Origin of the sequence: Micromonospora sp. NBC_01739 (assembly GCF_035920385.1) — a bacterium.
In the GTDB taxonomy this organism is placed as follows: Bacteria; Actinomycetota; Actinomycetes; order Mycobacteriales; family Micromonosporaceae; genus Micromonospora.
This window is the reverse complement of the sequence record NZ_CP109151.1, coordinates 2,363,118-2,388,659: the sequence shown is the minus strand read 5'-3', so window position 1 is coordinate 2,388,659 and position 25,542 is coordinate 2,363,118. Positions and strand designations below refer to the sequence as shown.

Below are 25,542 nucleotides of genomic sequence, written 5' to 3'. Positions count from 1 at the left end.
ACGGCCACCAAAGGGTTGGCCGCACGTCCGTTACGATCAGTAAGAAACGTGCGGCCGGCGGATTTAGTCCGGCTCGCCCATACGCACTTTGAAGTCAGCTACTGACGCACGAGGAACAGAGAGTCGTGACAAGCCGCCTTGGTGCCGAACTCGCACAGCGTGAGGTCCCGCCGGACTGCATCCAGACGATCGAACTCGTCCGCGACGTGCTGGCGCGGGTGGGCGACAAATGGACCCTGCTGACCATCACGGTCCTGGCCTCCGGCCCACTGCGCTTCACCGCGCTGCACGAGCAGGTCACCGGCATCTCGCAGCGGATGCTCAGCCAGACGCTGCGCGCACTCACCCGCGACGGGTTGGTGACCAGGACCGCATACCCGGAAGTACCCCCGAGGGTTGAATATGCCCTGACGCCGCTCGGCCGCTCACTGAGCGAGGCCGTGGACGGACTCGTGCACTGGGTCCGTGGGCACCAGAGCGACATCCTCCACAACCGCCACGAGTTCGACCAGGCATCCGCCGAGAACATCCCGCCCCACGCGTAGCCACGCCCTATCACTCACGACTGCCGCAAAGCGATTCTCAGTCGAGTCCAGACACACTGTCATCGGCATGAGAACGCCGCCCGCCGCGTCGGCTGCGAAAATCGCTGTCCGGTTGTTGGAGCGCACTGGTAGAAAGCCGGAGTGCAGACGATTCTGACGTTCTCTGATCATCTGCGGCTCATTGACGAACGGTCGACCGCCTTCCGCGCTGCGGTCGCCGCAGCGCCCAGCCTCGACGTGCCGGTTCTGACCAGCGATCCGCATGCCTCTCCCGGGCGGACGCTGTTCGAGCTCGTGCAACACGTGGGCATGGCCCGCCGCAAATCAGCCGCCGTCGTCGCCGCAGGGCCCGCAGACGCGCCCCCGGAAAAGTCGGCTTGGGACGACGGCATGGGTGCGCCTCGGGAACGCGAGGCACTGCTGGCCTGGTGGACCGAGTCCATCGAGCAACTGACGAGCACGCTGCGCGAGGCTGGCCCGGACCGCGGTTGTTGGACGTGGTGGGACGACTCGCCGTCACCACAGACCTCCGGCGCATGGGCGCGACGCCAGGTCCCCGAGATCGCGGTGTACACGTACGACGCCCAGCTCACCGTGGGTGCCCCGCAGCCGCTACCAGACGAGGTCGCCCTCGACGGTTTCGACGACTGCCAGTTCACCCTCTGCGCAACGACGGTCGCCTGGCCACACCAGCCCGCCGTCGTCGATTACCACGCCACCGAGGGCCGCTCCTGGCGCCTGCGGCTGTCGGACGACGGGGCACGGGTCACTCGCCTCGGCGAGCCCGCTGCCGGCGAGGCCCCGGACACGGCCGACGCCTCCGCCCAGGGCACGGCCAGTGACCTCGTCTTGATGTTCTACGGCCGCATACCGCTGGATTCCCTGAAGCTCGAAGGCGACCGTCACATCTTCGATCAGCTCATCGCCTGGGACCCGTCCCTGAAACAATGACTTCAACTGTCCTGCGCAGGCCGGTTCTCGACGCAGTGCAGGACGAGGATGGCCTGCACGATCGCGGTCGCGTGGCGGGGACAGCATCGAATGTCAGGTCATCTCAGCCGCCGGGCGTCAGTCGAACAGGACCACCGTACGGGCGCCCTCGCCGCGGGCCATCCGGGCGAGCGCCTCGGGTGCCTCGTCGAGGGTGATCCGGTCGGTGACCAGGAAGTCGAGGTCGAAGCTTCCGTCGAGCACCGCGCGGGCCAGCGCCGGCAGGTCCCGGTCCGGGTCGGAGGAGCCGTACACCGAGGAGCGCAGCGTCCGGGCCGAGTGGAAGATCTCCAACGCGCTGAGACCGACCATGTCGTCCTTGCCGCCCATGCCGACCACGATGACCTGCCCGCCGCGACGGGTGGCCCGCCAGGCGGTGCGGATGGTGGCGGCCCGACCGACGCACTCCACTGCGTGATCGACGCCGCGACCGCCGGTCAACTTCCGTACCGCGCGGCTGAGGGTGTCGTCGGCTAGTAGGAAGTCGGTGGCACCGGCGGCGCGGGCCAGGTCGGCCTTGGCGGGGGAGACGTCGACCGCGATGACGGTGGCGGCCCCGGCCGCGCGGGCGGCGGCGACCGCGGACAGGCCGACGCCACCGAGGCCGATGACGGCTACCGAGTCGCCGGGGCGTACCTGGGCGGTACGCCGGATCGCGCCGACGCCGGTGAGCACCGCGCAGCCGAGCAGCGCCGCGGTGGGGAAGGGCAAGTCGGCCGGTACGACCACCATCGCGTGCTGCGGCACCACCACTTGTTCGGCGAGCGCGCCGAGGCCGAGGGTGACGTGCAGCGGCTCGCCGTCGATGGTGTGCCCGGCGTCGGTGGCCGGGGTGCCGGTGTGTTCGCACAGCCAGGGTTCGCCGTGGGTGCAGGACCAGCAGGCCCGGCAGGGTGGCGCCCAGTTGAGCACGACGTGGTCGCCGACCGTTACCCGGTCGACGCCGTCACCGATCTCGACCACCACACCGGCGGCCTCGTGGCCGAGCAGCAGCGGGTACGGGGCGGCGATGGTGCCGTCCACCATGGACAGGTCGGAGTGGCAGACGCCGGCGGCCCGGATCGCCACCCGTACCTGCCCGGTGTCGATGTCGGGCAGGTCTACCTGCTCGACGCGCGGGGGAGTGCCAGCGGCCCTGGCCACGAGGCCCCTCATCGCTGGATCGCCTTCAGTTCGCAGAACTCCGCCAGCCCGTGTGCGCCCAGCTCGCGGCCGAGGCCGGACTGCTTGTAGCCGCCGAACGGCGCGAGGGGGTTGAAGGGTGCCCCGTTGATGTCGACCGCCCCGGTGCGCAACCGGCGTGCCACCTGCACCGCGCGTTCCTCGTCGGTGGACCAGACCGCACCGGCCAGCCCGTAGCGGGAGTTGTTGGCCACCCGTACGGCGTGGTCGTCGTCGTCGACCGGGATGACCGCCAGGACCGGGCCGAAGACCTCTTCCTGGGCCAGGGCGCTGTCCGGGTCGACGTCGGCGATGATCGTCGGGGCGACGAACCAGCCGCGCTGCGGCACCGGGGCCTCGGGGCCGCCGGCGACGAGCCGGCCACCGTCGGCCAGGCCCCGGGTGATGTGTTCGCGTACCCGGTCGCGTTGCTGCGCGGAGACCAGGGGGCCGAGTCGGGTGGCCGGGTCGAAGGGGTCACCGAGCCGGTAGCCGGCGACCGCCTTGGCGGCCAGTTCGAGGGCTTCGTCGTAGCGGTCGCGGTGCACCAGCATCCTGGTCCACGCGGTGCAGGTCTGTCCGGAGTTGAGCATCGCGTTGCCGACCCCGACCTTGACCGCGGCGGCCAGGTCGGCGTCGTCGAGGATGATGTTCGCCGACTTACCGCCGAGTTCCAGGGCCACCCGGGCGATCCGGTCGGCGGCCAGGTGGGCGATGCGTCGGCCGGTGGCGGTGGAGCCGGTGAAGGAGACCAGGTCCACGTCGGGGTGTCCGGCGAGGGCCTCACCGACCACCGGCCCGGTGCCGGCTACCAGGTTGACCACGCCGGGTGGCAGATCGGCGGCGTGGATGGCGTCGAAGAGCAGGTACGCCGTCAGCGGGGTCAGCTCACTGGGCTTGAGCACCACTGTGCACCCGGCCGCGAGGGCGGGGGCGAGCTTGGCGACGATCTGGTGCAGGGGGTAGTTCCACGGGGTGATCGCCCCGACCACGCCGACGGGTTCGCGTACCACCAGGGAGTTGCCCACGGTCTGCGGCGCCGGCGGCTGGGCGGCCAGGTCGACGTAGCTGCGCAGCACGGTCAGTGGCAGTCCTGCCTGGACCCGGGTGGCGACCTTGAGCGGGGTGCCGAGTTCGGTGGCGACCGTGCGGGCGATGTCCTCGGCCCGGGCGGTCAGCTCGGCGTGCAGCCGGTCGAGGTGGGCGGCCCGGTCGACGGGGTCGGTCGCGGCCCAGCCCTCGAAGGCGGCCCGGGCGGCGGCCACCGCCCGGTTGACGTCGTCTGCCGTGCCGGCCGGAACCGTGCCGATGACCTCCTCGGTGCTGGGGTTGTGCACCTCCAGCGACTGCCGGCCATCGGCGGGAACCCAGCCTCCGTCGAGGTAGAAATCGGTCCGTACGGATTCCATGAGCCTCCACCTCGACCTAAAACTAGCGGTGCAAGTTTGGACTCTAGTGCGTCCCGCCCTCCGGCGGGAGGGGGGCAAGTGGACCTACGAGCCGTTCGTAGGTGTGCGACAGCCCCTCGATCAGCGCCTCCAGGCCCAGCGCGAAGGCGCCCTCGTCGACCCGCTGCTGGTGTTCGGCCAAGCGGTGGGCCTGGCTCAGGTGGGGGTACTGCGCGGCGTACAGGCCAGGGTCCTCCACGAAGCCCCGGGCGAAGGACCCGAGGGCCGAACCCGTCACGAAGTAGCGCATGAGGGCGCCGATGTGGGTGGCGCGGGCGGGCGGCCAGCCGGCCGCGACCAGTCCGCCGTAGACGGCGTCGGCCATGGCCAGGGCCGCCGGACGTCGACCGGGGCCCTGCGCCAGGTGGGGCACGATGTTCGGGTGGGCCGCCAGGGCGGCCCGGAAGGCGTACCCCCAGCGACGTAGGGCCTCGCGCCAGTCGACCTGGCCGAAGAACGACACGTCCACCTGGCCGGTGATGCTGTCCGCTACCGCGTCGAGGATCTCGTCCTTGGTGGCGAAGTGGTTGTAGAGCGAGGGCCCGCGTACGCCGAGGGCGGCGGCGAGCCGGCGGGTGGAGAACGCGTCGAGTCCGTCGGCGTCGATCAACGCGGCGGCGGTCTCGACGATCCGCTCCCGGCTGAGCAGCGCCTGTCGCGGCCGGGGCATGGGCGTCCTCCTTCGGATGGGTGGTTCGCGGGAACTGTGCCACACCGGGGTCTGGACAGCATAAAACTTGCAGCGCTAGTTTAATCGCATGGACCTTCACCTCTCCGCCGAGCAGGTCGCGGTCCGGGAACTCGCCGCCGACTTCGTCAACCGCGAGGTGGTGCCACACGCGGCGGCCTGGGACCGGCGCGAGGCGGTCGACCCCGGCATCGTCGGCAAGCTCGGCGACCTCGGCTTCCTCGGCCTGACCATCGACGAGAAGTACGGCGGCTCCGGCGGCGACCATCTCGCGTACTGCCTGGTGCTGGAGGAACTCGGCCGGGGTGACTCCGCCGTACGCGGCATCGTGTCGGTCTCCCTCGGCCTGGTCGCCAAGTCGATCGCCGCCCACGGCACGCGAGAGCAACGCGAGCAGTGGCTGCCCGCCCTCTGCTCGGGGACCGCCCTGGGCTGCTTCGCCCTGACCGAGCCGGACAGCGGCTCGGACGCGGCGGCCCTGGCCACCCGGGCGGTCCGCGACGGCGACGACTGGCTGCTCACCGGCCGCAAGACCTTCATCACCAACGGCACCACCGCCGACGTCGCGCTGCTCTTCGCCCGCACCGGCGGCCCGGGGCACCGGGGCATCACGGCCTTCCTGGTGCCCACCGACAGCCCGGGACTGTCCCGATCGGAGATCAAGGGCAAGCTTGGCCTGCGTGGACAGGCCACCGCCGAGTTGGCCCTCGACGAGGTACGGGTGCCCGACTCGGCCCGACTGGGCGAGTGCGGAGCCGGTTTCCGGCTGGCCCTGGGCACCCTGGCCAAGGGACGCATGTCGGTCGCCGCCGGATGTGTCGGCATCGCCCAGGGCTGCCTGAACGCCGCGGTCGACTACGCCGGCACCCGCACCCAGTTCGGCAAACCCATCGCCGGGCACCAACTCGTGCAGCAACTGCTCGCCGGGATAGCGGTCGACACCGCCGCGGCGCGGCTGCTGGTCTGGCAGGTGGCCGACCTGATCGACCGGGGGCAGCCGTTCGCCACCGAGGCCTCGATGGCCAAACTGTTCGCCAGCGAGGCCGCCGTCCGCGCGGCCAACGACGCCATCCAGGTCTTCGGCGGGTACGGCTACATCGACGAGTACCCGGTCGGCAAGTACCTGCGCGACGCCCGCGTCGCCACCCTCTACGAGGGCACCAGCCAGATCCAGCAGCTACTCATCGGGCGGGCGCTCACCGGCGTCAACGCCTTCTGACCGAGAGGAACCGTGAGCACATGGATTTCGGGCTGTCCGACGAACAACGGGCCATCCGCGACACCGCCCGCGACTTCATCACCCGGGAGGTCATGCCGCTGGAGCAGGAGCTGCTGCGCCGGGAACGGGCCCACCAGCCCGGCCTGGACCGCTCCGAGCTGCGCGAGTTGCAGCTCAAGGCGAAGAAGTTCGGCTTCTGGGGCCTGGCCACCCCGCAGGAGTACGGCGGCATGGACCTGCCCGCCGTGGTCCAGTCCCTGATCTGGACGGAGATCGGCCGCACCTTCGTGCCGTTCCGCTTCGGTGGCGAGGCGGACAACATCCTGTTCCACGCCACCGAGGAGCAGCGGGAGGAGTTCCTGCTGCCCACCATCGCCGGTGACCGGATCTCCTGCTTCGCCATCACCGAGCCGGGCGCCGGCTCCGACGCGGCCAACATCCGGTTCCGGGCCCGCCGCGAGGGCGACGACTGGATCCTCAACGGCGAGAAGACCTTCATCACCGGCGGCAACGAGGCCGACTTCGCCATCGTCATCGCGGTCACCGACCCCGACCGGGACGTCCGCAACGGCGGGGCCACCGCCTTCCTGGTGGACCGGTCGATGGGCTGGCGGTCGGAGTTCATCCCCACCATGGGCGAGGGGGGTCCGGCCTCACTGATCTTCGACGACGTACGGGTGCCGCACCGCAACATCCTCGGCGAGCCGGGCCAGGGCTTCGCCCTGGGTATGAAGTGGATCGGCAAGGGGCGCTACATCATCCCCTCGCACGCCATCGGCATCGCCGAACGGGCCCTCCAGATGGCCATCGAGCACGCCAACACCCGGGAGACCTTCGGTGCCAAGATCGGCACCAACCAGGCCATCCAGTGGATGATCGCCGACTCGGAGACCGAGCTGGAGGCCGCCCGCTGGCTGATCCTGCGGGCCGCCTGGACGGTCGACGCCGGTCTGGACCCCCGGCACTCCTCCTCCATGGCGAAGCTCTACGGCGCGGGCATGGTCAACCGGGTGGTCGACCGGGTCATGCAGATCCACGGCGGCATGGGCTACACCCGCGAACTGCCGATCGAACGCTGGTACCGGCAGGTGCGGCTGTACCGGATCTTCGAGGGCACCGACGAGATGCAGCGCCTGATCATCTCCCGCGACCTGCTGCGCGGCTACACCAAGATCGGAGGGCACCTGGGATGAGGACCTTCGCCAGCATCGAGGAACTGGCCGGGGCGATCGGCGAGACCCTCGGCCCCGGCCCGTGGTTTCCCATCGACCAGAGCCGGGTCGCCCTGTTCGCCGACGCCACCGACGACCACCAGTGGATCCACCTCGACCAGGAACGGGCGGCAGCCGGGCCGTACGGCGGCACCATCGCCCACGGCTTCCTGACCCTCTCCCTGCTGCCGGCCCTGGTCGGTCGGCTGTACCGGGTGGAAGGGGTACGGATGGGGATCAACTACGGCCTCAACCGGGTCCGGTTCCCCGCCCCGGTACGGGTCGGCACCTCGATCCGGGTCGTCGCCACCATCGACCAGGTCACCTCGTTCGAGGGTGGGGTGCAGTTGGTCGCGACCGCGACCGTGGAGGGTGAGGGTGGCGGCAAGCCGGTCTGTGTGGCCGAGACGGTGAGCCGGCTGTACACCGCACCGCCCCGATGACCACCCTGTCCCCGGCGACCCTGCTGGCCGGGGCCGCCCGCCGGCACGCCGACACGGTGGCCGTGGTCGACGGCCGGGTCCGGGTCACCTACGCCGAACTGTGGTGGGAGGCCCGCTGCTACGGCGCCGGGCTGCGCGCCGCAGGGGTACGCCCGGGTGACCCGGTGGCCCTGCTGGCCCCGAACGTGATCGACTTTCCCCGGGTCTACTACGGCACCCTGGCCGCCGGTGCGAACCCCGTGCCGATCACGGTGCCGGCCGACCCGCAGGCCCTGCACCTGGCCCATGGCGCCCAGCTGCTGGTCTGCCACACCTCTCAACTGGCCGCCGGGCGGCGGGTCAGCGCCCGAGCCGGGGTACCCCTGCTCTCCGTCGGCCCGACCCGGGGCCCGTCCGACGTACCCCGGCTCGAGGACCTGGGGGACCCCGCACCCGGCGGCACCGCCCTCTTCGCCGAGCCCGACGGCGATCCGGTCGCCTGGGCCGACGGCGAACCGGAGGACGGCGAGGTGGTGCTCAGTTGTCTGCCGTTGGGGGGTCGGTTCGGTCAGGGGGTGGCGCTGACCGGCACGGTCGCCGCCGGGGCGACCCTGGTGCTGCTGAGCCGATTCACCGGCCCGGCGGCACTGGACCTCATGCTCCGTGAGGAGGTCACCGTCTTCCACGGCACCTCGGCGATGTACGCGGCCCTGCTCGACGCGGCCCGGGACCGACCCGCCCTGCCCCGGCTGCGTAGCTGCGTCAGCAGGACACCCCTGCCGCCGTCGCTGGGCGAGCGCTTTACGACCCTCTTCGCCACCCAGGTCGAGGTGGCCGAGGAGAAGTCGCGAGGCGGCGGTGGGTGGCGACGGCACTGGTGGTGCCGGCACCGCCGGTGACGGCGCTGTCGGCACCACCCGAACCATCGACGCCGAGCCGTCGAGGATCAGCGGTGCCACATTCCCACCCTGACCGGCACCCCCGGTGATGCATGCAGCAGGGGTTGTCCGTCGGGCGCCGGCAGACCCGCCGCCGGCAGCAGAGTCTGGTCGAGGTGCAGCAACTCGGCGCGGTGCAGGGGCCACTCGACATGTTCGGCCTCGGCGGCGGCAAGCCGACCGAAGACGACCGTGAAGAGTCGGTAGCGGGCGGTGAGGAAGTGAGCCAGCTCGTCTCGCTCCCGCTCATCCAGCGGCGGACCGAAGCGGACGTCCACATCGCAGCGGGCTCCGCGGGGTCCGGGCCAGCGACGGGAGGATCGATAGGAGATCAGATCCGCGCTACGGCGTACCGTCATGTCGGCCCAGAAGTAGGGCAGTCCGTAGCTGGCCCGCGCTGCTAGGACCGCGGGCAGCCGGGCCGCGTCCAGGGACAGGAACCAGATGCCGCTGCGATCGTGCTGATCCCGGACGTAGGTCCGGACATTCGTCTCCGGGAATTCCGACAGCCAGGGCAGTCGTGGCACCCCCGGTGGCCTGACCCCCTGCATGAGGAACGGAATCAGGCTGATCCAGGCTGATTCGTCGAAGGTCTCCACTCTCAGCCCGGCCGGAAGCAGGGACTGAATGAGAGCGGGTGGGTAGCGCCAGTGGATGAAGGTGATCAGGTTCCACTGCTGGTACATCACCGGGGGCTGCACGGCGGGCGGAGAGGAAGCAGGCATCATCATCATCGTCATTATCTGCCGCGGCGGCACCGGCTGATTCGCCTGCAGCGGCAGGGAAGGCTGCCGATCGACGACGTCAGTCGACCTGTGGGGGACCGGTCTCCAACAGATGTCCTTCGGTGAGTCGCAGCCAGCGGCTGACCTCGATCTCCGCGAGGAACCGCTCGTCGTGGCTGACCACCAGCAGCGCACCCTGATAGGCGTGTAGCGCGCTCTCCAACTGACCGACACTGACCAGGTCCAGGTTGTTGGTCGGCTCGTCGAGCAGCAGAAGCTGGGGTGCCGGCTCCCCGCCCAGAATGCAGGCCAGGGTGGCCCGCAGCCGCTCTCCACCGGAGAGGGCCCCGACCGGCAGGTGGGCCCGGGGGCCACGGAACAGGAACCGGGCCAGCAGATTCATCCGCTGCTCCTGCGGTGCCTGGGGTGCGAACGCGGCCAGGTTCTCCGCCACCGTACGGTCGGCGTCCAGCAGGTCCAACCGCTGCGACAGGTACGCGATCCGGCCCTCGGCCCGCCTGATCCGACCACCCTCCGGTGCCAGGTCACCGGTGATCAGGCGCAGCAGGGTGGACTTGCCGGCACCGTTGGCGCCCAGCAGGGCGATCCGTTCCGGGCCCCGGATGGTCAGGTCCACCCCGTCCCCGGCGAACACCGCCCGCCCGCCGTAGCGGACCTGCATCCCTTCCCCGGCCACCAGGGTGCGTCCGGCCGGTACCCGGGTGTCCGGCAGGTCCACCATCAGCTTCTGCTCGTTGCGTACCGCCCGTCCCGCCTCGTCGAGGCGGGCCCTGGCCTCGTCGACCCGGGCGGAGTGCACCTCGTCGGCCCGGCCGGCGGACTCCTGGGCGTTGCGTTTCAGGGTGCCGGCGAAGATCTTCGGCAGGCCGGCGTTCTTCAGGTTGCGGGCGGCCGTACCGGCCCGGCGGGCGGCCCGTTCCCGGGCCTCCTGCAACTCCCGCTTCTCCCGCTTGAGGTCCTGCTCGGCGGTGCGGACCTTCCTCTCCGCCACCTCCTGCGCGGCGCGCACCGCCGCCTCGTACGCGGTGAAGTTCCCGCCGTGCAACCGCAGCTCGCCACGGTCCAGTTCGGCGATGCGGTCCATCCGGTCCAGCAGCGCCCGGTCGTGGCTGACCAGCAGCAGGCAGCCGGTCCACTGCTCCAGCACCTCGTAGAGCCGATGCCGGGCGGCCAGGTCGAGATTGTTCGTCGGCTCGTCCAACAGCAGGACCTCGGGCCGCTTCAACAACTGGCCCGCCACCCCCAGGGAGACGATCTGACCACCGCTGAGGGTGTGCAGGGGCCGGTCGAAGGCCAGGTCACCGAGGCCCAGCCGGTCCAACTGGGCGCGGGTGCGTTCCTCGACATCCCAGTCGTTGCCGATGGTGGTGAAGTGTTCCTCGCCGGCGTCCCCGGACTCGATGGCGTGCAGCGCGGCGACCAGGGGAGCGATCTCCAGGACCTCGGCCACCGTGCGGTCCCCGACCAGCGGCAGATCCTGCGCCAGGTAGCCCAGCACCCCCTGCACCGACACCGACCCGGCGACGGGACGGTACTCACCGGCGATCAACTTGAGCAGGGTGCTCTTGCCGGCACCGTTCGGCGCGACCAGCCCGGTGCGACCCCCACCGAGGGTGAAGGACAGATCCTGGAACACCGGAGTGTCGTCCGGCCAGGAGAAGCTCAGGTTCGAGCAGACGACAAAGGAATCGGACATCAGGCAACCACCTCGTAGGGGGAGTGCCACGTACCCTGCGGCCCGGGTGCGCGGTCCGGCTACCTGCCCGGCCGCGACCTTCCTGGGAGTACCAGGACCAGGCTCTTTGCCGGCGGGATACCTACCGTGGTCGACATGGCGAATCCGAGACTAGATGGCCACCAGCACCGACCGCGACGCCTTTTCCGAACCTCGCACCGATCGACCGGCTCCGGGCAGCCGTACCTGGCCGTACTCACCGGGACCTGCCTTCTCCTGCTGCTGGCGGCGTGTTCCGCCGGCCCGGGCGGCGGGGGCACGGCACCGCGATCCGCGCCCGCCCCGACCGCATCCACCGGCGAGCAGGCCCCGCATCCGTACGTCGGGATGTGGGTGACCGCCGACGGGCACATCCGGCAGAGACCAGACCGACATCGCCCGGGTCAACCGGGCACGTCGGGCGGTCAGGAAGGCTCCGAGCGCGGTTGTCGACATGCCAGCCACGGTAGCCACCCGGGCTCCGGCCACCCAGGGTGCGGCACACCCTGGCACCGGCGTACGACCGGTGTTCGGCACTGTTCCGAAGCCTGTTCGATGGCTGCGAACAGGGAAAACGCTCATACGGTGAGCCGAAATCCCCGGCGGAGGAACTGATCGCCGCCGATTCCCGGAAAGGCTCTCCATGACCCGATCGATCAACCCTGAACGGCGACTGCGTCGTCTGCTAAGCCTGGTGCTGGCGGTCGTGCTGGCCGGCACCCTCCCGGCCCTAGTCCGTTCCGAACCGGCCGCCGCCGCATCCGGCAACCTCATCCGCAACGGCACCTTCGACAACGGCAGCACCGATCCCTGGTGGACCCGACTGGCCGCGACCAGCACGACCGTCAACGCCGGGCAGTTGCGCATCCGCACCGCCAACACGGTCGGCAAGCCCGTCTGGGAGGACCTGGTCGGGCACTTCGAGTTCGGGGTGACGGCGGCGACGCCGTACCGGTTGCAGTTCGACGCCTCCGCCGAGGTCAGCCGCAACGTGCGGGTCTCGGTCTCCCGGGTCGACACCCCCTTCACCTCCGCGTTCGACCGGGAGGTAGCCCTCACCGCCACGATGCGCCGGTTCACCTTCGACTTCGTCGCCCCGTTCGGTGACCCGAAGGCGGTGCTCCTGTTCCACTTCGGTGGGCGGGCGGCCTCCACCGTCCGGCTGGACGACATCTCGCTGACCCCGTTGGCCGTGGACGCGGTCAGCGACCCGATCCTGTACTGGAACGAGGTGCTGCTGGACAGCTACCGAGATTCGACGCCGGCACCCACCGTCGCCGCCCGGGACGCGGCGATCCTGCACGCGGCCATGCACGACGCCGCCGTCTCGGTCACCGGTGTCGGCAACCCCTACCGGGTGCGGGTACCGGTCAACTACCCCGGCACCATGGACGACGTGGTGGCCCCGTCCCTGCACGCGGCCGTCGACCAGGCCGCCTTCGACGTACTGGTCGCCCGCTTCCCGCAGCGCCGAACGGACCTGGAGACGGCCCTGGCCACCGCGGTCGCCCGCCGACCCTCCGGGGTGAACCCCGCCGAAGCCACTCGGGGTACGACGGTCGGTGCCGCAGCCGCCGCCGCCAACCTCCAGGCTCGCGCCAACGACGGGTCCGGCGACGCCACCCAGTACCAACCCGACGGGGTCGACGGGGCGTGGCGACCGACCGACGGCACCCCGGCGGTCACCCCGCACTGGGGTCGGGTCACCCCGTTCGTGCTGACCTCCGGCCGACAGTTCCGGCCTGAGCTGCCGGCCGGCGCGGACGACTACGAGGACCTGCTCGACACGCAGGAGTATCTCGACCAGGTGCAGGAGGTACGCGATCTCGGCAGCCGGACCTCGACGCTGCGCACCGCCGACCAGACCCAGCTGGCCCACTTCTGGGCCAACGACGTGGCCGGTACCTACAAGCCGCCGGGTCAGCTGTTCGCGCACACCCAGATCGTGGCCAGGCAGCGGCAGCTCGGCATCCTGGCCAACGCCCGGCTGTTCGGGCTGGTCGGCCTGGCGTTGGCCGACTCCGCCATCGCCGCCTGGGACGCCAAGTATCTGACCCCGATCGATCTGTGGCGGCCGGAGAGCGCGATCGGCAACGGGTGGGAGCCGTTGTCGCGGCAGGTGGACGGGGTCTCCTTCTCACCGGCCTTCCCGGCCTACATCTCCGGACACGCCACCTTCGCCGGGGCGTGGGCGGCGGTGATGAAGGGATACTTCGGCACCAACGACATCGCCTTCGACGCCACCACGGACGACCCCTTCGCCCGGGGGGTCGTGCGGCGGATGCCGGGCTTCGACCAGGCTGCCCAGGAGAACGCCCTCAGCCGGATCTACCTGGGTGTGCACTACCGCTTCGACGCCGAGGCCGGTCTGGCCGTCGGCGGGTCCGTGGGCGCCTACGTCTACGCCAACCGGCTCCGACCGTGAGTCGTCAGTCGGGGTGAGAGGGCTCCCCGTCCGGTCCGTCGACCGGGCGGGGAGCGGCGTCCCGACGGTGCGCCAGCCGCATCCCGTACGCCCCGAGGAGCGCGCCCGCCACGGCGATCACCGCCGGGTGCAGCCGCCGGGGGTACGAGGTGACCGGCGGCTCCGGTTCGCGTTGGGGGTGCCGCACCCCACAGCACGCCGAGAGGGCCGGACCCGCGACCGGTCGGGTCGACCGGCTGAGGCGTACGTCGATCTCGTGCCGCAGTTCGATCCACTGCTCGATGGTGGCCGGCGGCATTCCGCAGGCGGTCAGCAGGGCCACGATGGTCTGTTCGCGGGGCAGGGTGGTACGCCCCAGCATGGTGGCCAGGGTGCTCGGCGGCAGCCAGTGCCCGGCCGCTGAGGCGCTGCGGGAGATTTCCCGATAGGTCAGGCCGGAGCGTCGCCGGATGTCCCGCAGCAACCCGACGTACTCGCCCGCCGTGGCGGTCTGCGGCACCGGATCCCGGGCAGCCTCATGCATCGCTTCCACCCCCGTGGTGATTGATGTGATCGGGCTCGGCACGAGCCCCTCGGCCCTGCGCCGGCCCTGTCAGCCCTGCGTCGGCTGTCGAACAAGACGCTAGGTATCCGGGCTGTCCGAGACAATGCCCGGCTCGCCTCGGTGCGGTGTCCGCGCAGCTCAGCGCGGCTTGTCCGGGTCTTGTCCGACCACCTCGGACAGTCGTGCGGGGGCGGGTTGCCCGGCCTTCGACGGCTCGGGAGAATCAGGCGATGACCACGGGGGAGCTACGACCGGAGGAGGCGACCGACCCGGCCGGGTTCGTCGACCTGTTACGCCGGCTGAAGGATCGGTCCGGACTGACCTACCGGCAACTGGAGCAGCGCGCGGCCGCAGCCGGCGACGTGCTGGCCCGCAGCACCGCTGCCGATCTGCTGCGCCGGTCCACCCTGCCGCGACCGGAGGTGCTGGCCGCATTCGTCCGCGCCTGCGGGGCGCAGGATCAGGTGGAACGGTGGTTGCGGGCACGGGATCGGTTGGCCGCCGGCCCGTACGCCGGGCCCGAGCTGATCTCGACCACGTCTGTGCCGGAGGACCTTCCGCCGGCCGGGGCAGGCCCCGGCGAGGACGGCTTCGTGACGCAACCGGTCCGCCCAGCGCGTTCGGGCTGGTTCGCCCGACCTGCGTCGACGCTGCTCCTCGTCGGTACCCTGCTGGCCGCCCTCGTCCTCGGCGCCTGGTTCTGGTGGCCCGACGACGAGCAGCGGACCGCAACGGAGCAGATCGGCGCGGTCACCTCGCCGGGCAGTGGTTCGTCGGCCGCGCCCAGCGGCGGGCGGAGCCAGCTCCGGCCCGCCCGCGCCCCGCACCTGTGCCTCACCGAAGGGCGCGACCGCACCGGCCGGTACCCCCACGAGGTGGCGGCCCAGCGCCCCTGCGCGGAGGCCACCCCACCGGACACCTACCTGGAGCCGGTGGCAGACGACCTGTACTTCATCAAGTGGCACCATCCGGTGCACGGACCCGGCTGTCTCACCGTGCGCCGGGAGGATCCCGGCCGGAACCTGATCGAGCCCTGGCCGCACTGCCGCACCGACTTCTGGCCGCAACTGTTCCGCTTCGAGCCGACCGGAGCGGCACCGACGGAGTACCGGCTGCGACCGGCGGGCAGCGACCTGTGCGTCGGCATCCGCGACGACCACACCGAGGTACCGGCCGAGGCGGCGGCGGAGCCGTGCACCGGCGGCGTCGACCAGGTGTTCCTGGTCGACTCGCTGCCGGAGGACTGAGGCGAGGCCGGCTGCCTCAGCGCGGCGGCAGCAGCGCGATCCCCTGCATCTCGATCAGCAGATGCGGGTGCGGCAACTGGTGCACCGCCACGGTGGTGCGCGTCGGCCCGGTCTCGTCGAAGAACTCGGCGTACACCCGGTTGTAGCCGCCGAAGTCGTTCATGCTGACCAGATACGTGGTCACCTGCACCAGGTCGGACAGCTCCGCGCCGACCTCGCGCAGGATGTCGCGCATGTTCTCGATCACCGCGCGGGTCTGCACCTCGATGTCCAACGAGGTGGTGCCCAGCGCGTCCACGGTCGCACCGGCGATCGTGTTGTCGGGACGGCGACTGCTCGTACCGGAGACGAAGGCGAACCCGCCCGCGACCTTGACGTGCGGGAACCGGCCACGCGGCACGGCCTTGCCGGCGACGACCCGGGCCCCGCTCATGCCGACGCCCGCAGCGAGACGGTGCCGAGCTGCTCGACCGTGACCCGGACGTGCGCGCCCGCCGTCAGGGGCACCGCGGCGGTCGCCGCGCCGGCCAGCAACACCCAACCGTCGCGCAGATCCCCGGCGAGGCGGGCCGCCTCGGGCAGGGCACGGCGCGGGTCGCCGAGGATCGCCGCGGTGGAGCCGACCTGCGCGACCCGACCGTCGACCTCCAGCAGCACACCTAGGTTGTCCAGGTTGTCGGGCACCGGCTGCCACGGCCCGACGACGAAGCCGGACGCGGAGGTGTTGTCGGCGATCACCTCCGGCAGGGTGAACCGGAAGTCCCGGTACCGGGAGTCGATGAGCTCGACGGCGGGGGCGACGGCGGCGATCGCGCCACCCTCGACGAGGAACGCCACCTCCGGCTCGACCTTCGGATGGATGTGTCCGGACAGGTCGACCGTGCCGCCGTCGGGAATGTGCATCGCGTCGGTGAGCCGACCCCAGATCACCTCGTCGACGCCCATCTGGGCCATCTTCGCGCGGCTGGTCAGGCCCAGCTTCACCCCGACCACCGCCTCGCCACGGCCCACCCGGCGTGCCACCAGGGCGTCCTGCACCTGGTACGCGGTGGCCACGTCGAGTCCGGCGTCGGCACCGAACTGGGCGAGCGCGGTCCGCGTCACGGCGGCCTCGTCCAGGCGGGCGGCGAGGGTGTCGATCACTGCGGGTCCTTCCCGGCGTCCCGGACCAGGTCCAGCGCCACGTCGACGATCATGTCCTCCTGGCCGCCGACCATCTTGCGGCGGCCCAACTCCAGCAGGATGGTGCGCACGTCCACGCCGTACCGCCCGGCGGCGCTCTCGGCGTGCCGCAGGAACGACGAGTAGACCCCGGCGAAGCCGAGCGACAAGGTTTCCCGGTCCACCCGCACCGGCCGGTCCTGCAACGGACGCACCAGATCCTCGGCGGCGTCCATCAACGCGAACACGTCACAGCCGTGCTGCCAGCCGTTCAACTCGGCCACCGCGATGAAGACCTCCAGCGGGGCGTTGCCCGCCCCGGCGCCCATCCCGGCCAGCGAGGCGTCCACCCGGCGCACCCCGTGTTCGACCGCGACGAGGCTGTTGGCCACCCCGAGGGACAGGTTGTGGTGGGCGTGGATGCCGATCTCCGTCGTCGGATCGAGGACCTGCCGGTACGCGTCCGCCCGCTGCGCCACGTCCGCCATGGTCAGCCGGCCGCCGGAGTCGGTGATGTAGACGCAGTGTGCCCCGTAGGACTCCATCAGTTTGGCCTGTGCGGCCAGTCCGGCCGGGTCGTTCATGTGCGACATCATCAGGAACCCGGAGACGTCCATGTCGTTGTCCCGGGCCCAGGAGATGTGCTGGGCGGAGATGTCGGCCTCGGTGCAGTGGGTGGCGATGCGCACACTGGTCACCCCGAGGGCCTTGGCCGCCTTCAGGTCGGCGATGGTGCCGATGCCGGGCAGCAGCAGGGTGGTCAGTTTGGCGTTCGTCATCACCTCGGCCGCCGCCGCGATCCACTCGGCGTCACTGGCCGCGCCGTGGCCGTAGTTGACACTGGATCCGGCCAGCCCGTCGCCGTGGGCCACCTCGATGGCGGCCACCCCGGCGGCGTCCAGGGCGGCGGCGATGGTCCGCACCTGGTCGACCGTGTAGCGGTGGGCGATGGCGTGCATGCCGTCGCGCAGGGTCACGTCCTGGATGTAGAGATCGGTCACGACGAGACCATCCGTTCGGCCGTACGCAGCGCGGCGCTGGTCATGATGTCCAGGTTCCCGGCGTACGCGGGCAGGTAGTGCCCGGCACCGGAGACCTCCAGGAAGACCGAGACCTGTAGGCCGACAAACGACCCGCCAAGCGCCGGCACGTACGTGTCCACCTCGGTGAACTGCACCTGCTGCTTGAGCCGGTAGCCGGGCACGTACTGCTGCACCGTGGCCACCATCGCCTCCACCGACGCCGCGATCGCGGCCCGGTCAGCGCCCGGATCGGGGCACAGACAGTAGACCGTGTCGCGCATCAACAGCGGCGGCTCCGCCGGATTCAGCACGATCACCGCCTTGCCCCGGCCCGCCCCGCCGACCACCTCGATGGCCCGGGCGGTGGTCTCGGTGAACTCGTCGATGTTGGCGCGGGTGCCCGGACCGGCCGAACGGGAGGAGATCGAGGCCACGATCTCGCCGTACGCCACCGGCGCGACCGCAGCGACGGCGGCGACGATCGGCACGGTCGCCTGACCGCCGCAGGTCACCATGTTGACGTTGCGCTCGCCCAGGTGGGCGTCGAGATTCACCGGCGGTACGACGTACGGGCCGATGGCGGCCGGGGTCAGGTCCACCACCCGACGGCCGTGGGCGCGCAGCACCGCGTCGTTGTGCCGGTGCGCGCCCGCGCTGGTGGCATCGAAGACGATCCCGACGTCGGAGAACTCCGGCATCGCGACGAGCCCTTCGACCCCCTCGGCGGTGGTGGCCACCCGGAGCCGACGGGCCCGAGCCAGGCCGTCGGAGTCCGGGTCGATGCCGACCATCGCCACCATCTGAAGCGACTCCGACAGCCGCAACACTTTGATCATCAGGTCGGTGCCGATGTTGCCCGACCCGATCACCGCCACACCGACGCTCATGAGGAGCCACCTTTCGTTCTCGACTGCGGGGCTCGCAAAACCGGCTTACTCCTCGCGCTCACGGGGCCCGAGGAGAAGCAGGCCCGGACGCTGCCCAGGCCGGAGATCCGGGCCTCGTACGCCGCGCCCGGGGTCACCGCCACCATCGGTCCGAGCGCGCCGGACAACACGGTGTCCCCGGCGCGCAGCGGTCGACCGTTCGCGGCGAGGGTCCCCGCCAGCCAGGCCACGGCGTGCAGCGGATTGCCCAGGCAGGCCGCCCCGGCCCCGACGGAGACCGGCTCGCCGCCCTGCTCCAGCACGGCACCGCAGAGCCGCAGGTCGACCTCGCCCAGCCGGCGCGGACTGGTGCCGAGCACGTACCTGCCGCTGGAGGCGTTGTCGGCCACGGTGTCCACGATGGAGATGTCCCAGTTCGCGATCCGCGAGTCGACGATCTCGATGGCGGGCAGCAGGTGGTCGGTGGCCCGCACCACGTCGGCGACGGTGACCTGGTCGTAGGGCAGGTCACGGCCGAGGACGAAGGCGACCTCCGCCTCGACCCGCGGCTGCAACAGGGTGCTCGGGTCGATCTCGGCACCGTCGGGGACGGCCATGTCGGCGAAGAGGACACCGAAGTCGGGCTGGAAGACCCCGAACGCCTCCTGCACCGCCCGCGAGGTCAGGCCCACCTTCGCCCCGACCAGCCGGCGACCCTCGGCCAGCCAGTCGCTGACCTGGGCCTGCTGCACGGCGTACGCGGCGGTCAGGTCGCCGGTCGGCAGCAGGTCGTCGCGCAGCGGCTGACAGGCCACCCCGGTGGCGTACGCCTGGCGCAGCGCTGCGGCCGCGCCCTTGATGTCGGCGGTCATCCGAGGTCCACGCAGACGTTGGTGAGTTCGGAGTAGAAGTGCAGCGAGTGGGTGCCGCCCTCGCGTCCCACGCCGGAGGCCTTCACCCCGCCGAACGGGGTGCGCAGATCCCGCAGGAACCAGGTGTTCACCCAGACCAGTCCGGCCTCCAGCCGTGCCCCGGCCCGGTGCGCCCGACCCACGTCGCGGGTCCACACGGTGGCGGCCAGGCCGTACTCGCTGTCGTTGGCCAGCGCGAACGCCTCGTCCTCGTCGTCGAACGGCGCGATGTGGCAGACCGGCCCGAAGATCTCCTCCCGCATGGTGCGGGCGTGCCGCCCCAGTCCGGTCAGGACGGTGGGCTGCACGTACGAGCCGCCGTCGCGGCCGTCGCCGAACACCGGCACACCGCCGCCAGCCAGCACGGTGGCCCCCTCGGTGCGGGCCAGGTCGTAGTGGCAGAGCACCTTCTCCCGGTGCTTGGCGGAGATCAGCGGCATCGTCATCGTCGCCGGCTCGGACGGCCAACCGAACGCCAGTTCCTCGGCCCGCTTCGCCAGCCGGGCGGCGAACTCCTCGAAGACCGGCCGCTGCACGTAGATCCGCTCGGTGCACAGGCACACCTGGCCGCCGTTGGTGAAGCTGGACCGCACCGAACCCTCGACGGCCGCGTCCAGGTCGGCGTCGGCGAAGACCAGCCCGGCGTTCTTGCCGCCCAACTCGAAGCTGACCGCCTTGACCCCGTCGGCCGCGGCCCGCATGATCGCCGATCCGGTGGCGGACTCGCCGGTGAAGGTGATCGCGTCGACCCCGGGATGGCGGGTGAGGAACTCACCGGCGGAGTCCGGGCCGAAGCCGTGCACCAGGTTGAACACCCCGTCGGGCACCCCGGCGGCGGCCATCACCTCGGCCAGCACGGTAGCCGAGGAGGGCGTCTCCTCGCTGGGCTTGACCACGACGGCGTTGCCGCAGGCCAGGGCCGGGGCCACCTTCCAGGTCAGCAGCAGCAGCGGCAGGTTCCACGGCACGATGATCGCCACCACGCCGACCGGCTTACGGACCGAGTAATTCAGCGCCCGCCCGCCGGTCGCGGTGACCGTGGTGAACGACTCCGTCGGGGTGGCCGTGATGATGTCGGCGAAGGTCCGGAAGTTCGCCGCACCCCGCGGAATGTCCAGGGTGCGGGCCTGGGCCACCGACTTCCCGGTGTCGGCGACCTCGGCGGCGACCAGGTCGTCGAAGCGGCGTTCCAACTCGTCGGCGACCCGGCGCAGCACAGCGGCCCGCTCACCCTCGCCCATGGCACCCCACGGGCCGCGCAGCGCGGCCCGGGCGGCGGCCACCGCCGCGTCCACGGTGGCCGCATCGGCCTCGGCGACGTGCAGCAGCGTCTCGCCGGTCACCGGCGACACCTTCGCGAACGAGGTGCCGCCGGTGACGAACTCACCGCCGACGTAGTTCGGTAGCAGCAGATCGCCGCTGCGGCGCCCGTCGATCAGGCCGCTCGGCCAGCGGGTGGTACGCCCGGATGTCATGGGCCTGGTTTCCCTATCGTTCGGTGGTGGAGTCAGCGACGAGCGCCACGACGGCCGCGTCCGCCGTCGGCTCGCCCGTGGCCGCGGCGGCCGCCTCGTCGGTGGCGACCAGCACGACGGTGCCGACGCCGACGTTGAGCGGGTCGATCGCGACCAGGTCGGGCCCCTCGGTGCGGGGCCGGACCAGCACCAGCCGGCGGCCCTGCAAGGTCGGCAGGATCTTGTCCGGCCAGACCTTGGCGACGACCTCACCGAGAATCATCAGCCGTCTCCCCGCAGGCTGGCCATGACCTCGCGGATGCGGGCGGCCTCCGGGTCCTCCAGCAGCGCCGCCGTGGTGGGGTGCGGCTTGGGGTACACCTGCGAGCTGCGCAGCTCGCCGTGCTGCCGGATGGCGGCCTCACCGGCGGCGACGGCCTGCCGGACGGCCGCGAGGGTGCCCTGCACGGCGGCGGCGAGGTAACCGCTGGTCACCCGCTCCACGGCGATGCAGCGCACGTCCGCAGTCTTGATCATGGCTTCGATCCCGGCGGACAGGGCCACCACGCCCCGGGTCTCGACGATGCCGATGGCGATGTCAGAAGGCATGTTCGGTTTCTCCTTACCGGGTCAGTTGCCGACGAGGCGGGGGTCGACGGCGAGCGCCGACACCGCGTCACAGGGGCTGGCGAAGACGATGGAACGCACCTTCCGGCTCTTGGCCTTGGCGGTCTCCTCGCCGATGTCGACGGCCTCCTCGACGGTGGCCAGGTCGCCACGCAGGGCGACGGCGACGATGCCGCCGCCGAGGCGCACGACGCGGGTCACCTCGACCTCGGTGGCCTTCACCATCGCGTCGACCGCGTCGAAGATGGCGGTGTAGCCCTCGGCCTCGACGAAGCCGGCAGCCATGTTCCGCATGGGTTCTCCTTTTCCGATGTTCAGGGCAGGTTCCAGGACAGGACGGCGCCGCCGGTGCCCCAGAGCGGTCCGTATGCGTGCAGCTGCGCCGGACCGGCGGTCGCTCCGGCGCCGGCGGCGAACGCCAGTGCGCGGAACTGGCTGTCGGCCTGCGCCTGCCGGGCGAAGTCCTCGCGGATCTTCAGCACCTCGTCGACCTTGCCGGCGGTCAGCAGGTCCAGCACCCGCCGGTTCCAGCGGTCGTGCCCGGGGTCGCTGACGTGATCCTCGTGCGGCTCGATCCATTGCTGGATCAGGCCGGACGACATGCCGGTGACCACGACGACTGCGGCACGTACGCCCGCCTCGCGGGCCGCGGCGGCACCGGCCGCACCGACGTCGGCGAGGGTCTCCGCGTCGGCGTAGAGGTTGCAGGACACCTGCGCCCACCGCAGCTCGCGGTCCGGGTCGAGCAGCGCCGAGGTGACGATGGTGCCGGTGTCGATCGGGAAGCCGTCGTAGCGGGTCCGCCGGGCCTGCATGCCGGCCTTGCTCACGTGCTCGGTCCACCGTTCGGTGAACGGCACGTCGAAGCGCAGGTCGTAGCGAAGTTCGCCGTAGTCGTAGGCGTACCAGTTCTCGTCGACGTGCTCGCCGCGCGGGTTCGGGTCGCACTGGAACTGGTGGCCCAGGACGGTGAACCACTGGGTGGACAGCAGCAGCACCACGTCGGGCTTGAGACGGCGCAGCCGCTCGCCGACATCCCGGGCGGCGGCGGCCAGGTCGGCCCAGCACTGCGCGGGCTTCTCGGCCAGCAGGTGCGGCATGCCGGGCAGCAGCGCCCCGGCGACGATGCCGGTGTCAGCCACGGTGTCCTCCTTCGGGCGTCCACTCGACGACCGCGTTGCCGGTGCCGATGATCGTTCCGTAGCCCATGACGTCGCCGGGCACCTGCGGCCAGCCCATCGCGGCCAACATCCAGGTCAGGCTGCCCGCCTTGGTCTCCGAGGCAGTCGCCTCGATGTGCTCGGTGATCAGCTCGCGCAGCGGCGCGGTCGGCCCTCGGCGGATCGCCTCCAGCAGCTTCATGTCCCAGCGGTACTGGTGGTTGTTGTACGGGTGCTCGCGTTCCATGTCCTCCGGCAGCTCCGGCTCCTCGTGCCAGTGCAGGTGGGACAGGGAGTTGGAGGCCAGCAGCACGGCCCGGCGGCCGGTGCGCTCGACGGCCCGACGGGTCGCCTCGCCCAGCACCTCCATCTCCTCCAGCGACGCCTCGGAGTAGAAGTACGGGTTGTTGTTGGCCGACAGGGACACCACCGGGATGTCCCAGGCCGGGTTGACCAGGTGCAGGGCGCCGATGGTGGCGTAGTCCACCCGTACCCGGGGGTCGTGCAGTTTGCGGGTGACCAGGCCCAGGTCGGTGGCCTCGTCGGCGATGGCCTCGCCCAGCTCCACATCGGTACGGAAGTCGTAGGAGTACCGGAACAGGTGCGGGAAGATCGGCTCGACGGAGACCCCGCGCGGGTTGGGCACGCAGTTGACGTGGTGGCCGACCATCGTGATCCAGTGCGGGGCGTGCACGATCAGCACGTCCGGGCGGTGCACCTCGCGGATGCGCTTGCGCAGCCGCTCGTACGCCCAGCGCAGCACCTCCCAGCCGCCGGTGGACCGCGGCTCGTTCTGCGGCGGGTTCTCCGCGTAGATCAGGTGCGGCGGGTGCGGGCTGAGCACCCCGGCGACGATGCCGGCGCGGGCGGGGGTCGGCTCCGCCGAAGGTCGTTCGGTGGTGTCGTAGCGGCGGGCCCCGCCCGAGCGGGCGGGTGCCACGGGCACGCGGAAGACTCTGCTCATGCCGGTCCCTCCCCGGTCGTGCCCCGGTCGGCCAGCACCCGTACGAACGTGCGCTCGTCGGGTTCGGCGCCGAGGATCTGCAGCCCGTCGTCGTCGAGGGCCAGTTGGTCGTCGGTCAGGTCCGGGTCGTGCCGGACCCAGGCCCGCAGGGGCGCGGGGTGCGGGCCGTGGATCTCCACCAGGGCACCCTCGGCCAGGCCGGCGGCCGGGCCCACGTAGGCCAGCCGTCGCCGGCCGCGCTCCCCGGTGTACGGCTGCCGTCCGTTGACGGTGACCCGCAGCCAGGTGCGCTGCCGGCGCAGTTCCTGCCGGGCCGCCGCGGTCGCGGCCGGATCGACCCGGCCGTCGGTGTCGAAGCACAGGCCGTAGCGGCGCTGGGCGTCGTCGGCGTCCAGGTACCCCTGCGTCACGTCGTCGGCGACGGCGGCGGGTTCACGGTCGAGCGGGTCACCCCAACCGCCGCCGCCGGCGGACTCCATGACGAGCACGTCGCCGGTACGCATGGCGAAGCCGGCGACCTTGCCGGGGGTCTCGAAGTCGACCCGTTCGCCGTCGGCGCGGCGCACGAAGGTGACCGTGGGGGCGCCGGGGCCACCGTGGTGCAGACCGTACGGCGGCACGGTGGTGCGGTCGGTCTGCACGGAGTACGCCCCGGTGCTGGCCAGCAGTCGGGTCTCGCGTCGGCTGCCCAGCCCGCCTCGGCGTGCCCCGTCGCCGCACGAGCCGAGCCGCAGCTCGGAGGCGTCCACGACGATGGGGATCTCCGTCTCCAGCCGCTCGACGGACTGGATGGTGGAGATGTCGCCGAGGTCGACCGGGTTCATCGCACTCGGACCGTCGGATTCGAGGAAGCCGCCGTTGCCACCTGCGGGGTAGTCGTAGTACAGGTAGGACCGGCCGGTGCGTTGGTCCACGCCGCCGATGAGGTTCTGGAAGGTGGTTCCGAATTGGTCGGCTGCGATGAGGTCGGGTGCGACCTGACTCAGCGTGGCCATGACCGCGGAGATGACCCGCTTGCGTACCTCACTGTGCGCGTTGGCGGGCGCGGGGTAGGCGACGTGCACGACCGTGCCGGGCTCGGTGTGCACCCGCAGCGGCCGGAAGGCACCGTGGTTGACCAGGCCGCCGGGGTCCAGCGCGCTCTTGACGGCGATGAAGACCCCGGCCACGGTCATCGCCCGCGAGGAGTTGACCACGGCGGCGACCTGCGTGGAGGAGCCCCGGAAGTCGGCGTCGATCTCGTCGCCGTCGATGGTGAGCACGCACCGCACCAGGGCGGGGTCGTACCGCCCGTCGGTGTAGAGGTCGAGGTAGTCCTCGTAGCGGTAGACCCCGTCGGGCAGTTGCCGGATGCGGTCACGCAGCCGCTGCTCGGTGCGGTCCATGTTGGCGGCCACGCTGTCGAGCAGCAGTTGCGCGCCGTAACGGCCGACGAGTTCGCGCAGTCGTCGCTCGGCGGTGAAGCAGGCGGCGATGCAGCTCTCCAGGTCGCCGCGGCGCTCGTCGGCCATCCGCACGTTGGCGAAGAGGATGGCGTACGCGGCGGCGTTGGGGCGGCCCTGCTCGATCAGTTTGATCGGCGGGATGCGCAACCCCTCCTGAAGGATCTCGGTGGCCTGCCCGGAGACGCTGCCGGGAGTCATCCCGCCGATGTCGGCCCAGTGCATCCGCACGCAGGGGAAGAGGAACAACTCGCCGTCGACGAAGACCGGAGTGATCAGTGTGACGTCGTTGAGGTGACTGCCGCCCCGGTACGGATCGTTGACGATGTACAGGTCGCCGGGGCGCATCTCGTCGGCGAAGTCGGCGAAGATCTCGGCGACGGAGGCCGGCATGGCGATGACGTGCCCAGGCATGTCCCGGCCCTGGGCCACCATCTGACCCTTCGGGTCGAACAACGCGCAGGAGAAGTCCTGTGCGTCGGCGATGACGGGGGAGTGCGCGGTGCGGAAGATCGTCTGGCGCATCTCGCGCACGATCGAGATGAGACCTTCGGTCACGATCTCGAGGTCGATCGGGTTCAACGTCTTGGTCATGCGACGCCTCATGGGTTCCGACTCGTGATGACGAGTGGTTTGG

The 25,542-nt window shown here is 71.2% G+C and carries 27 protein-coding genes; 8 read left to right on the top strand and 19 right to left on the bottom strand.

Features of this window, described 5'->3' with window-relative positions; all coding sequences use genetic code 11:
- Positions 1-125: 125 nt before the first annotated feature.
- Together OIE53_RS10545 and OIE53_RS10540 are read left to right on the top strand one after the other, a co-directional pair.
- The gene (locus OIE53_RS10545) at positions 126-545 is read left to right on the top strand and encodes a winged helix-turn-helix transcriptional regulator (RefSeq protein WP_327026427.1); all 420 of its coding nucleotides are present in this window, start codon (positions 126-128) and stop codon (positions 543-545) included.
- A 141-nt stretch (positions 546-686) separates the two neighbouring features.
- Positions 687-1,496 (top strand): maleylpyruvate isomerase N-terminal domain-containing protein, encoded by an 810-nt coding sequence (locus OIE53_RS10540; RefSeq protein ID WP_327026425.1) that lies wholly within the window; start codon positions 687-689, stop codon positions 1,494-1,496.
- A gap of 117 nt (positions 1,497-1,613) precedes the next feature.
- Here the strand turns inward: OIE53_RS10540 and OIE53_RS10535 are convergent, their stop codons facing one another.
- The 3 genes from OIE53_RS10535 to OIE53_RS10525 are packed head-to-tail and all read right to left on the bottom strand — an operon-like array spanning position 1,614 to position 4,814.
- Entirely contained in the window at positions 1,614-2,690 is a 1,077-nt protein-coding gene (locus tag OIE53_RS10535; protein ID WP_327026424.1) for a Zn-dependent alcohol dehydrogenase, read from the bottom strand.
- On the bottom strand, positions 2,687-4,105 hold the full coding sequence (locus tag OIE53_RS10530; protein WP_327026423.1) for an aldehyde dehydrogenase family protein: 1,419 nt from the start codon (positions 4,103-4,105) through the stop codon (positions 2,687-2,689). Before OIE53_RS10530 ends, OIE53_RS10535 begins: the two co-directional genes overlap by 4 nt.
- 43 nt (positions 4,106-4,148) lie before the next feature.
- Positions 4,149-4,814, bottom strand: a complete 666-nt coding sequence (locus OIE53_RS10525; RefSeq protein ID WP_327026422.1) for a TetR/AcrR family transcriptional regulator — start codon at positions 4,812-4,814, stop codon at positions 4,149-4,151.
- Between the two features lie 88 nt (positions 4,815-4,902).
- Between OIE53_RS10525 and OIE53_RS10520 the strand changes: the two genes are divergently transcribed.
- The 4 genes from OIE53_RS10520 to OIE53_RS10505 are packed head-to-tail and all read left to right on the top strand — an operon-like array spanning position 4,903 to position 8,583.
- Positions 4,903-6,051 (top strand): acyl-CoA dehydrogenase family protein, encoded by a 1,149-nt coding sequence (locus tag OIE53_RS10520; RefSeq protein ID WP_327026421.1) that lies wholly within the window; start codon positions 4,903-4,905, stop codon positions 6,049-6,051.
- Positions 6,052-6,071: 20 nt separating this feature from the next.
- Positions 6,072-7,244, top strand: coding sequence for an acyl-CoA dehydrogenase family protein (locus OIE53_RS10515; RefSeq protein WP_327026420.1), 1,173 nt, complete (start codon positions 6,072-6,074; stop codon positions 7,242-7,244).
- Positions 7,241-7,705 (top strand): MaoC family dehydratase, encoded by a 465-nt coding sequence (locus tag OIE53_RS10510; protein WP_327026419.1) that lies wholly within the window; start codon positions 7,241-7,243, stop codon positions 7,703-7,705. Before OIE53_RS10515 ends, OIE53_RS10510 begins: the two co-directional genes overlap by 4 nt.
- On the top strand, positions 7,702-8,583 hold the full coding sequence (locus tag OIE53_RS10505; RefSeq protein ID WP_327026418.1) for an AMP-binding protein: 882 nt from the start codon (positions 7,702-7,704) through the stop codon (positions 8,581-8,583). The genes OIE53_RS10510 and OIE53_RS10505 overlap by 4 nt, the downstream gene beginning before the upstream one ends.
- Before the next feature lie 47 nt (positions 8,584-8,630).
- Here the strand turns inward: OIE53_RS10505 and OIE53_RS10500 are convergent, their stop codons facing one another.
- From OIE53_RS10500 to OIE53_RS10490, 3 genes are all read right to left on the bottom strand, one after another.
- On the bottom strand, positions 8,631-9,347 hold the full coding sequence (locus OIE53_RS10500; protein WP_327026417.1) for a YqjF family protein: 717 nt from the start codon (positions 9,345-9,347) through the stop codon (positions 8,631-8,633).
- A gap of 79 nt (positions 9,348-9,426) precedes the next feature.
- Complete coding sequence (locus OIE53_RS10495) at positions 9,427-11,064, bottom strand: ABC-F family ATP-binding cassette domain-containing protein (RefSeq protein WP_327026416.1); 1,638 nt, start codon at positions 11,062-11,064, stop codon at positions 9,427-9,429.
- Between the two features lie 150 nt (positions 11,065-11,214).
- On the bottom strand, positions 11,215-11,538 hold the full coding sequence (locus tag OIE53_RS10490; RefSeq protein ID WP_327026415.1) for a hypothetical protein: 324 nt from the start codon (positions 11,536-11,538) through the stop codon (positions 11,215-11,217).
- Positions 11,539-11,725: 187 nt separating this feature from the next.
- Here OIE53_RS10490 and OIE53_RS10485 point away from each other — a divergent pair, with 187 nt between their 5' ends.
- Positions 11,726-13,507 (top strand): carbohydrate binding domain-containing protein, encoded by a 1,782-nt coding sequence (locus tag OIE53_RS10485; RefSeq protein WP_327026414.1) that lies wholly within the window; start codon positions 11,726-11,728, stop codon positions 13,505-13,507.
- 4 nt (positions 13,508-13,511) lie between these two features.
- Here OIE53_RS10485 and OIE53_RS10480 read toward each other — a convergent pair whose 3' ends face one another.
- Positions 13,512-14,030, bottom strand: coding sequence for a helix-turn-helix domain-containing protein (locus OIE53_RS10480; RefSeq protein WP_327026413.1), 519 nt, complete (start codon positions 14,028-14,030; stop codon positions 13,512-13,514).
- Positions 14,031-14,281: 251 nt separating this feature from the next.
- Here OIE53_RS10480 and OIE53_RS10475 point away from each other — a divergent pair, with 251 nt between their 5' ends.
- The gene (locus OIE53_RS10475) at positions 14,282-15,298 is read left to right on the top strand and encodes a helix-turn-helix transcriptional regulator (protein WP_327026412.1); all 1,017 of its coding nucleotides are present in this window, start codon (positions 14,282-14,284) and stop codon (positions 15,296-15,298) included.
- Positions 15,299-15,314: 16 nt separating this feature from the next.
- On the opposite strand, the gene OIE53_RS10470 is transcribed toward OIE53_RS10475, so the two are convergent.
- From OIE53_RS10470 to OIE53_RS10415, 12 genes are read right to left on the bottom strand one after another with little or no spacing between them, the layout of a single operon-like run.
- Complete coding sequence (locus OIE53_RS10470) at positions 15,315-15,731, bottom strand: RidA family protein (RefSeq protein ID WP_327026411.1); 417 nt, start codon at positions 15,729-15,731, stop codon at positions 15,315-15,317.
- Entirely contained in the window at positions 15,728-16,441 is a 714-nt protein-coding gene (locus tag OIE53_RS10465; protein ID WP_327026410.1) for a 2-keto-4-pentenoate hydratase, read from the bottom strand. Before OIE53_RS10465 ends, OIE53_RS10470 begins: the two co-directional genes overlap by 4 nt.
- Positions 16,438-17,460 (bottom strand): 4-hydroxy-2-oxovalerate aldolase, encoded by a 1,023-nt coding sequence (gene dmpG / locus OIE53_RS10460; protein WP_327026409.1) that lies wholly within the window; start codon positions 17,458-17,460, stop codon positions 16,438-16,440. The genes OIE53_RS10465 and dmpG overlap by 4 nt, the downstream gene beginning before the upstream one ends.
- Positions 17,457-18,368 carry an acetaldehyde dehydrogenase (acetylating) gene (locus OIE53_RS10455; RefSeq protein ID WP_327026408.1) on the bottom strand — a complete coding sequence of 304 codons (912 nt, stop codon included), beginning with the start codon at positions 18,366-18,368 and terminating at the stop codon, positions 17,457-17,459. Before OIE53_RS10455 ends, dmpG begins: the two co-directional genes overlap by 4 nt.
- Positions 18,365-19,219, bottom strand: a complete 855-nt coding sequence (locus OIE53_RS10450; protein ID WP_327026407.1) for a 2-keto-4-pentenoate hydratase — start codon at positions 19,217-19,219, stop codon at positions 18,365-18,367. Before OIE53_RS10450 ends, OIE53_RS10455 begins: the two co-directional genes overlap by 4 nt.
- On the bottom strand, positions 19,216-20,733 hold the full coding sequence (locus tag OIE53_RS10445; protein WP_327026406.1) for a 2-hydroxymuconic semialdehyde dehydrogenase: 1,518 nt from the start codon (positions 20,731-20,733) through the stop codon (positions 19,216-19,218). Before OIE53_RS10445 ends, OIE53_RS10450 begins: the two co-directional genes overlap by 4 nt.
- 13 nt (positions 20,734-20,746) lie before the next feature.
- Positions 20,747-20,995, bottom strand: coding sequence for a EutN/CcmL family microcompartment protein (locus OIE53_RS10440; protein ID WP_102658970.1), 249 nt, complete (start codon positions 20,993-20,995; stop codon positions 20,747-20,749).
- Positions 20,995-21,321 carry a BMC domain-containing protein gene (locus tag OIE53_RS10435; protein ID WP_013733319.1) on the bottom strand — a complete coding sequence of 109 codons (327 nt, stop codon included), beginning with the start codon at positions 21,319-21,321 and terminating at the stop codon, positions 20,995-20,997. Before OIE53_RS10435 ends, OIE53_RS10440 begins: the two co-directional genes overlap by 1 nt.
- Positions 21,322-21,342: 21 nt before the next feature.
- On the bottom strand, positions 21,343-21,633 hold the full coding sequence (locus tag OIE53_RS10430; RefSeq protein ID WP_013733320.1) for a BMC domain-containing protein: 291 nt from the start codon (positions 21,631-21,633) through the stop codon (positions 21,343-21,345).
- Positions 21,634-21,653: 20 nt separating this feature from the next.
- On the bottom strand, positions 21,654-22,481 hold the full coding sequence (locus tag OIE53_RS10425; RefSeq protein WP_327026405.1) for a 2-amino-5-chlorophenol 1,6-dioxygenase subunit alpha: 828 nt from the start codon (positions 22,479-22,481) through the stop codon (positions 21,654-21,656).
- The gene (locus tag OIE53_RS10420) at positions 22,474-23,463 is read right to left on the bottom strand and encodes a tRNA U-34 5-methylaminomethyl-2-thiouridine biosynthesis protein (protein WP_013733322.1); all 990 of its coding nucleotides are present in this window, start codon (positions 23,461-23,463) and stop codon (positions 22,474-22,476) included. Before OIE53_RS10420 ends, OIE53_RS10425 begins: the two co-directional genes overlap by 8 nt.
- Positions 23,460-25,499 (bottom strand): hydantoinase B/oxoprolinase family protein, encoded by a 2,040-nt coding sequence (locus OIE53_RS10415; RefSeq protein ID WP_327026404.1) that lies wholly within the window; start codon positions 25,497-25,499, stop codon positions 23,460-23,462. Before OIE53_RS10415 ends, OIE53_RS10420 begins: the two co-directional genes overlap by 4 nt.
- Positions 25,500-25,542 lie beyond the last annotated feature (43 nt).

Excerpts from the sequence above, each read along its gene's own strand:
- OIE53_RS10535 (WP_327026424.1), bottom strand. The coding sequence starts at position 2,690 with ATGAGGGGCCTCGTGGCCAGGGCCGCTGGCACTCCCCCGCGCGTCGAG.
- OIE53_RS10530 (WP_327026423.1), bottom strand. The coding sequence starts at position 4,105 with ATGGAATCCGTACGGACCGATTTCTACCTCGACGGAGGCTGGGTTCCC.
- OIE53_RS10525 (WP_327026422.1), bottom strand. The coding sequence starts at position 4,814 with ATGCCCCGGCCGCGACAGGCGCTGCTCAGCCGGGAGCGGATCGTCGAG.
- OIE53_RS10520 (WP_327026421.1), top strand. The coding sequence starts at position 4,903 with ATGGACCTTCACCTCTCCGCCGAGCAGGTCGCGGTCCGGGAACTCGCC.
- OIE53_RS10515 (WP_327026420.1), top strand. The coding sequence starts at position 6,072 with ATGGATTTCGGGCTGTCCGACGAACAACGGGCCATCCGCGACACCGCC.
- OIE53_RS10510 (WP_327026419.1), top strand. The coding sequence starts at position 7,241 with ATGAGGACCTTCGCCAGCATCGAGGAACTGGCCGGGGCGATCGGCGAG.
- OIE53_RS10505 (WP_327026418.1), top strand. The coding sequence starts at position 7,702 with ATGACCACCCTGTCCCCGGCGACCCTGCTGGCCGGGGCCGCCCGCCGG.
- OIE53_RS10500 (WP_327026417.1), bottom strand. The coding sequence starts at position 9,347 with ATGCCTGCTTCCTCTCCGCCCGCCGTGCAGCCCCCGGTGATGTACCAG.
- OIE53_RS10495 (WP_327026416.1), bottom strand. The coding sequence starts at position 11,064 with ATGTCCGATTCCTTTGTCGTCTGCTCGAACCTGAGCTTCTCCTGGCCG.
- OIE53_RS10490 (WP_327026415.1), bottom strand. The coding sequence starts at position 11,538 with ATGTCGACAACCGCGCTCGGAGCCTTCCTGACCGCCCGACGTGCCCGG.
- OIE53_RS10485 (WP_327026414.1), top strand. The coding sequence starts at position 11,726 with ATGACCCGATCGATCAACCCTGAACGGCGACTGCGTCGTCTGCTAAGC.
- OIE53_RS10480 (WP_327026413.1), bottom strand. The coding sequence starts at position 14,030 with ATGCATGAGGCTGCCCGGGATCCGGTGCCGCAGACCGCCACGGCGGGC.
- OIE53_RS10475 (WP_327026412.1), top strand. The coding sequence starts at position 14,282 with ATGACCACGGGGGAGCTACGACCGGAGGAGGCGACCGACCCGGCCGGG.
- OIE53_RS10470 (WP_327026411.1), bottom strand. The coding sequence starts at position 15,731 with ATGAGCGGGGCCCGGGTCGTCGCCGGCAAGGCCGTGCCGCGTGGCCGG.
- OIE53_RS10455 (WP_327026408.1), bottom strand. The coding sequence starts at position 18,368 with ATGAGCGTCGGTGTGGCGGTGATCGGGTCGGGCAACATCGGCACCGAC.
- OIE53_RS10450 (WP_327026407.1), bottom strand. The coding sequence starts at position 19,219 with ATGACCGCCGACATCAAGGGCGCGGCCGCAGCGCTGCGCCAGGCGTAC.
- OIE53_RS10445 (WP_327026406.1), bottom strand. The coding sequence starts at position 20,733 with ATGACATCCGGGCGTACCACCCGCTGGCCGAGCGGCCTGATCGACGGG.
- OIE53_RS10440 (WP_102658970.1), bottom strand. The coding sequence starts at position 20,995 with ATGATTCTCGGTGAGGTCGTCGCCAAGGTCTGGCCGGACAAGATCCTG.
- OIE53_RS10435 (WP_013733319.1), bottom strand. The coding sequence starts at position 21,321 with ATGCCTTCTGACATCGCCATCGGCATCGTCGAGACCCGGGGCGTGGTG.
- OIE53_RS10430 (WP_013733320.1), bottom strand. The coding sequence starts at position 21,633 with ATGCGGAACATGGCTGCCGGCTTCGTCGAGGCCGAGGGCTACACCGCC.
- OIE53_RS10420 (WP_013733322.1), bottom strand. The coding sequence starts at position 23,463 with ATGAGCAGAGTCTTCCGCGTGCCCGTGGCACCCGCCCGCTCGGGCGGG.
- OIE53_RS10415 (WP_327026404.1), bottom strand. The coding sequence starts at position 25,499 with ATGACCAAGACGTTGAACCCGATCGACCTCGAGATCGTGACCGAAGGT.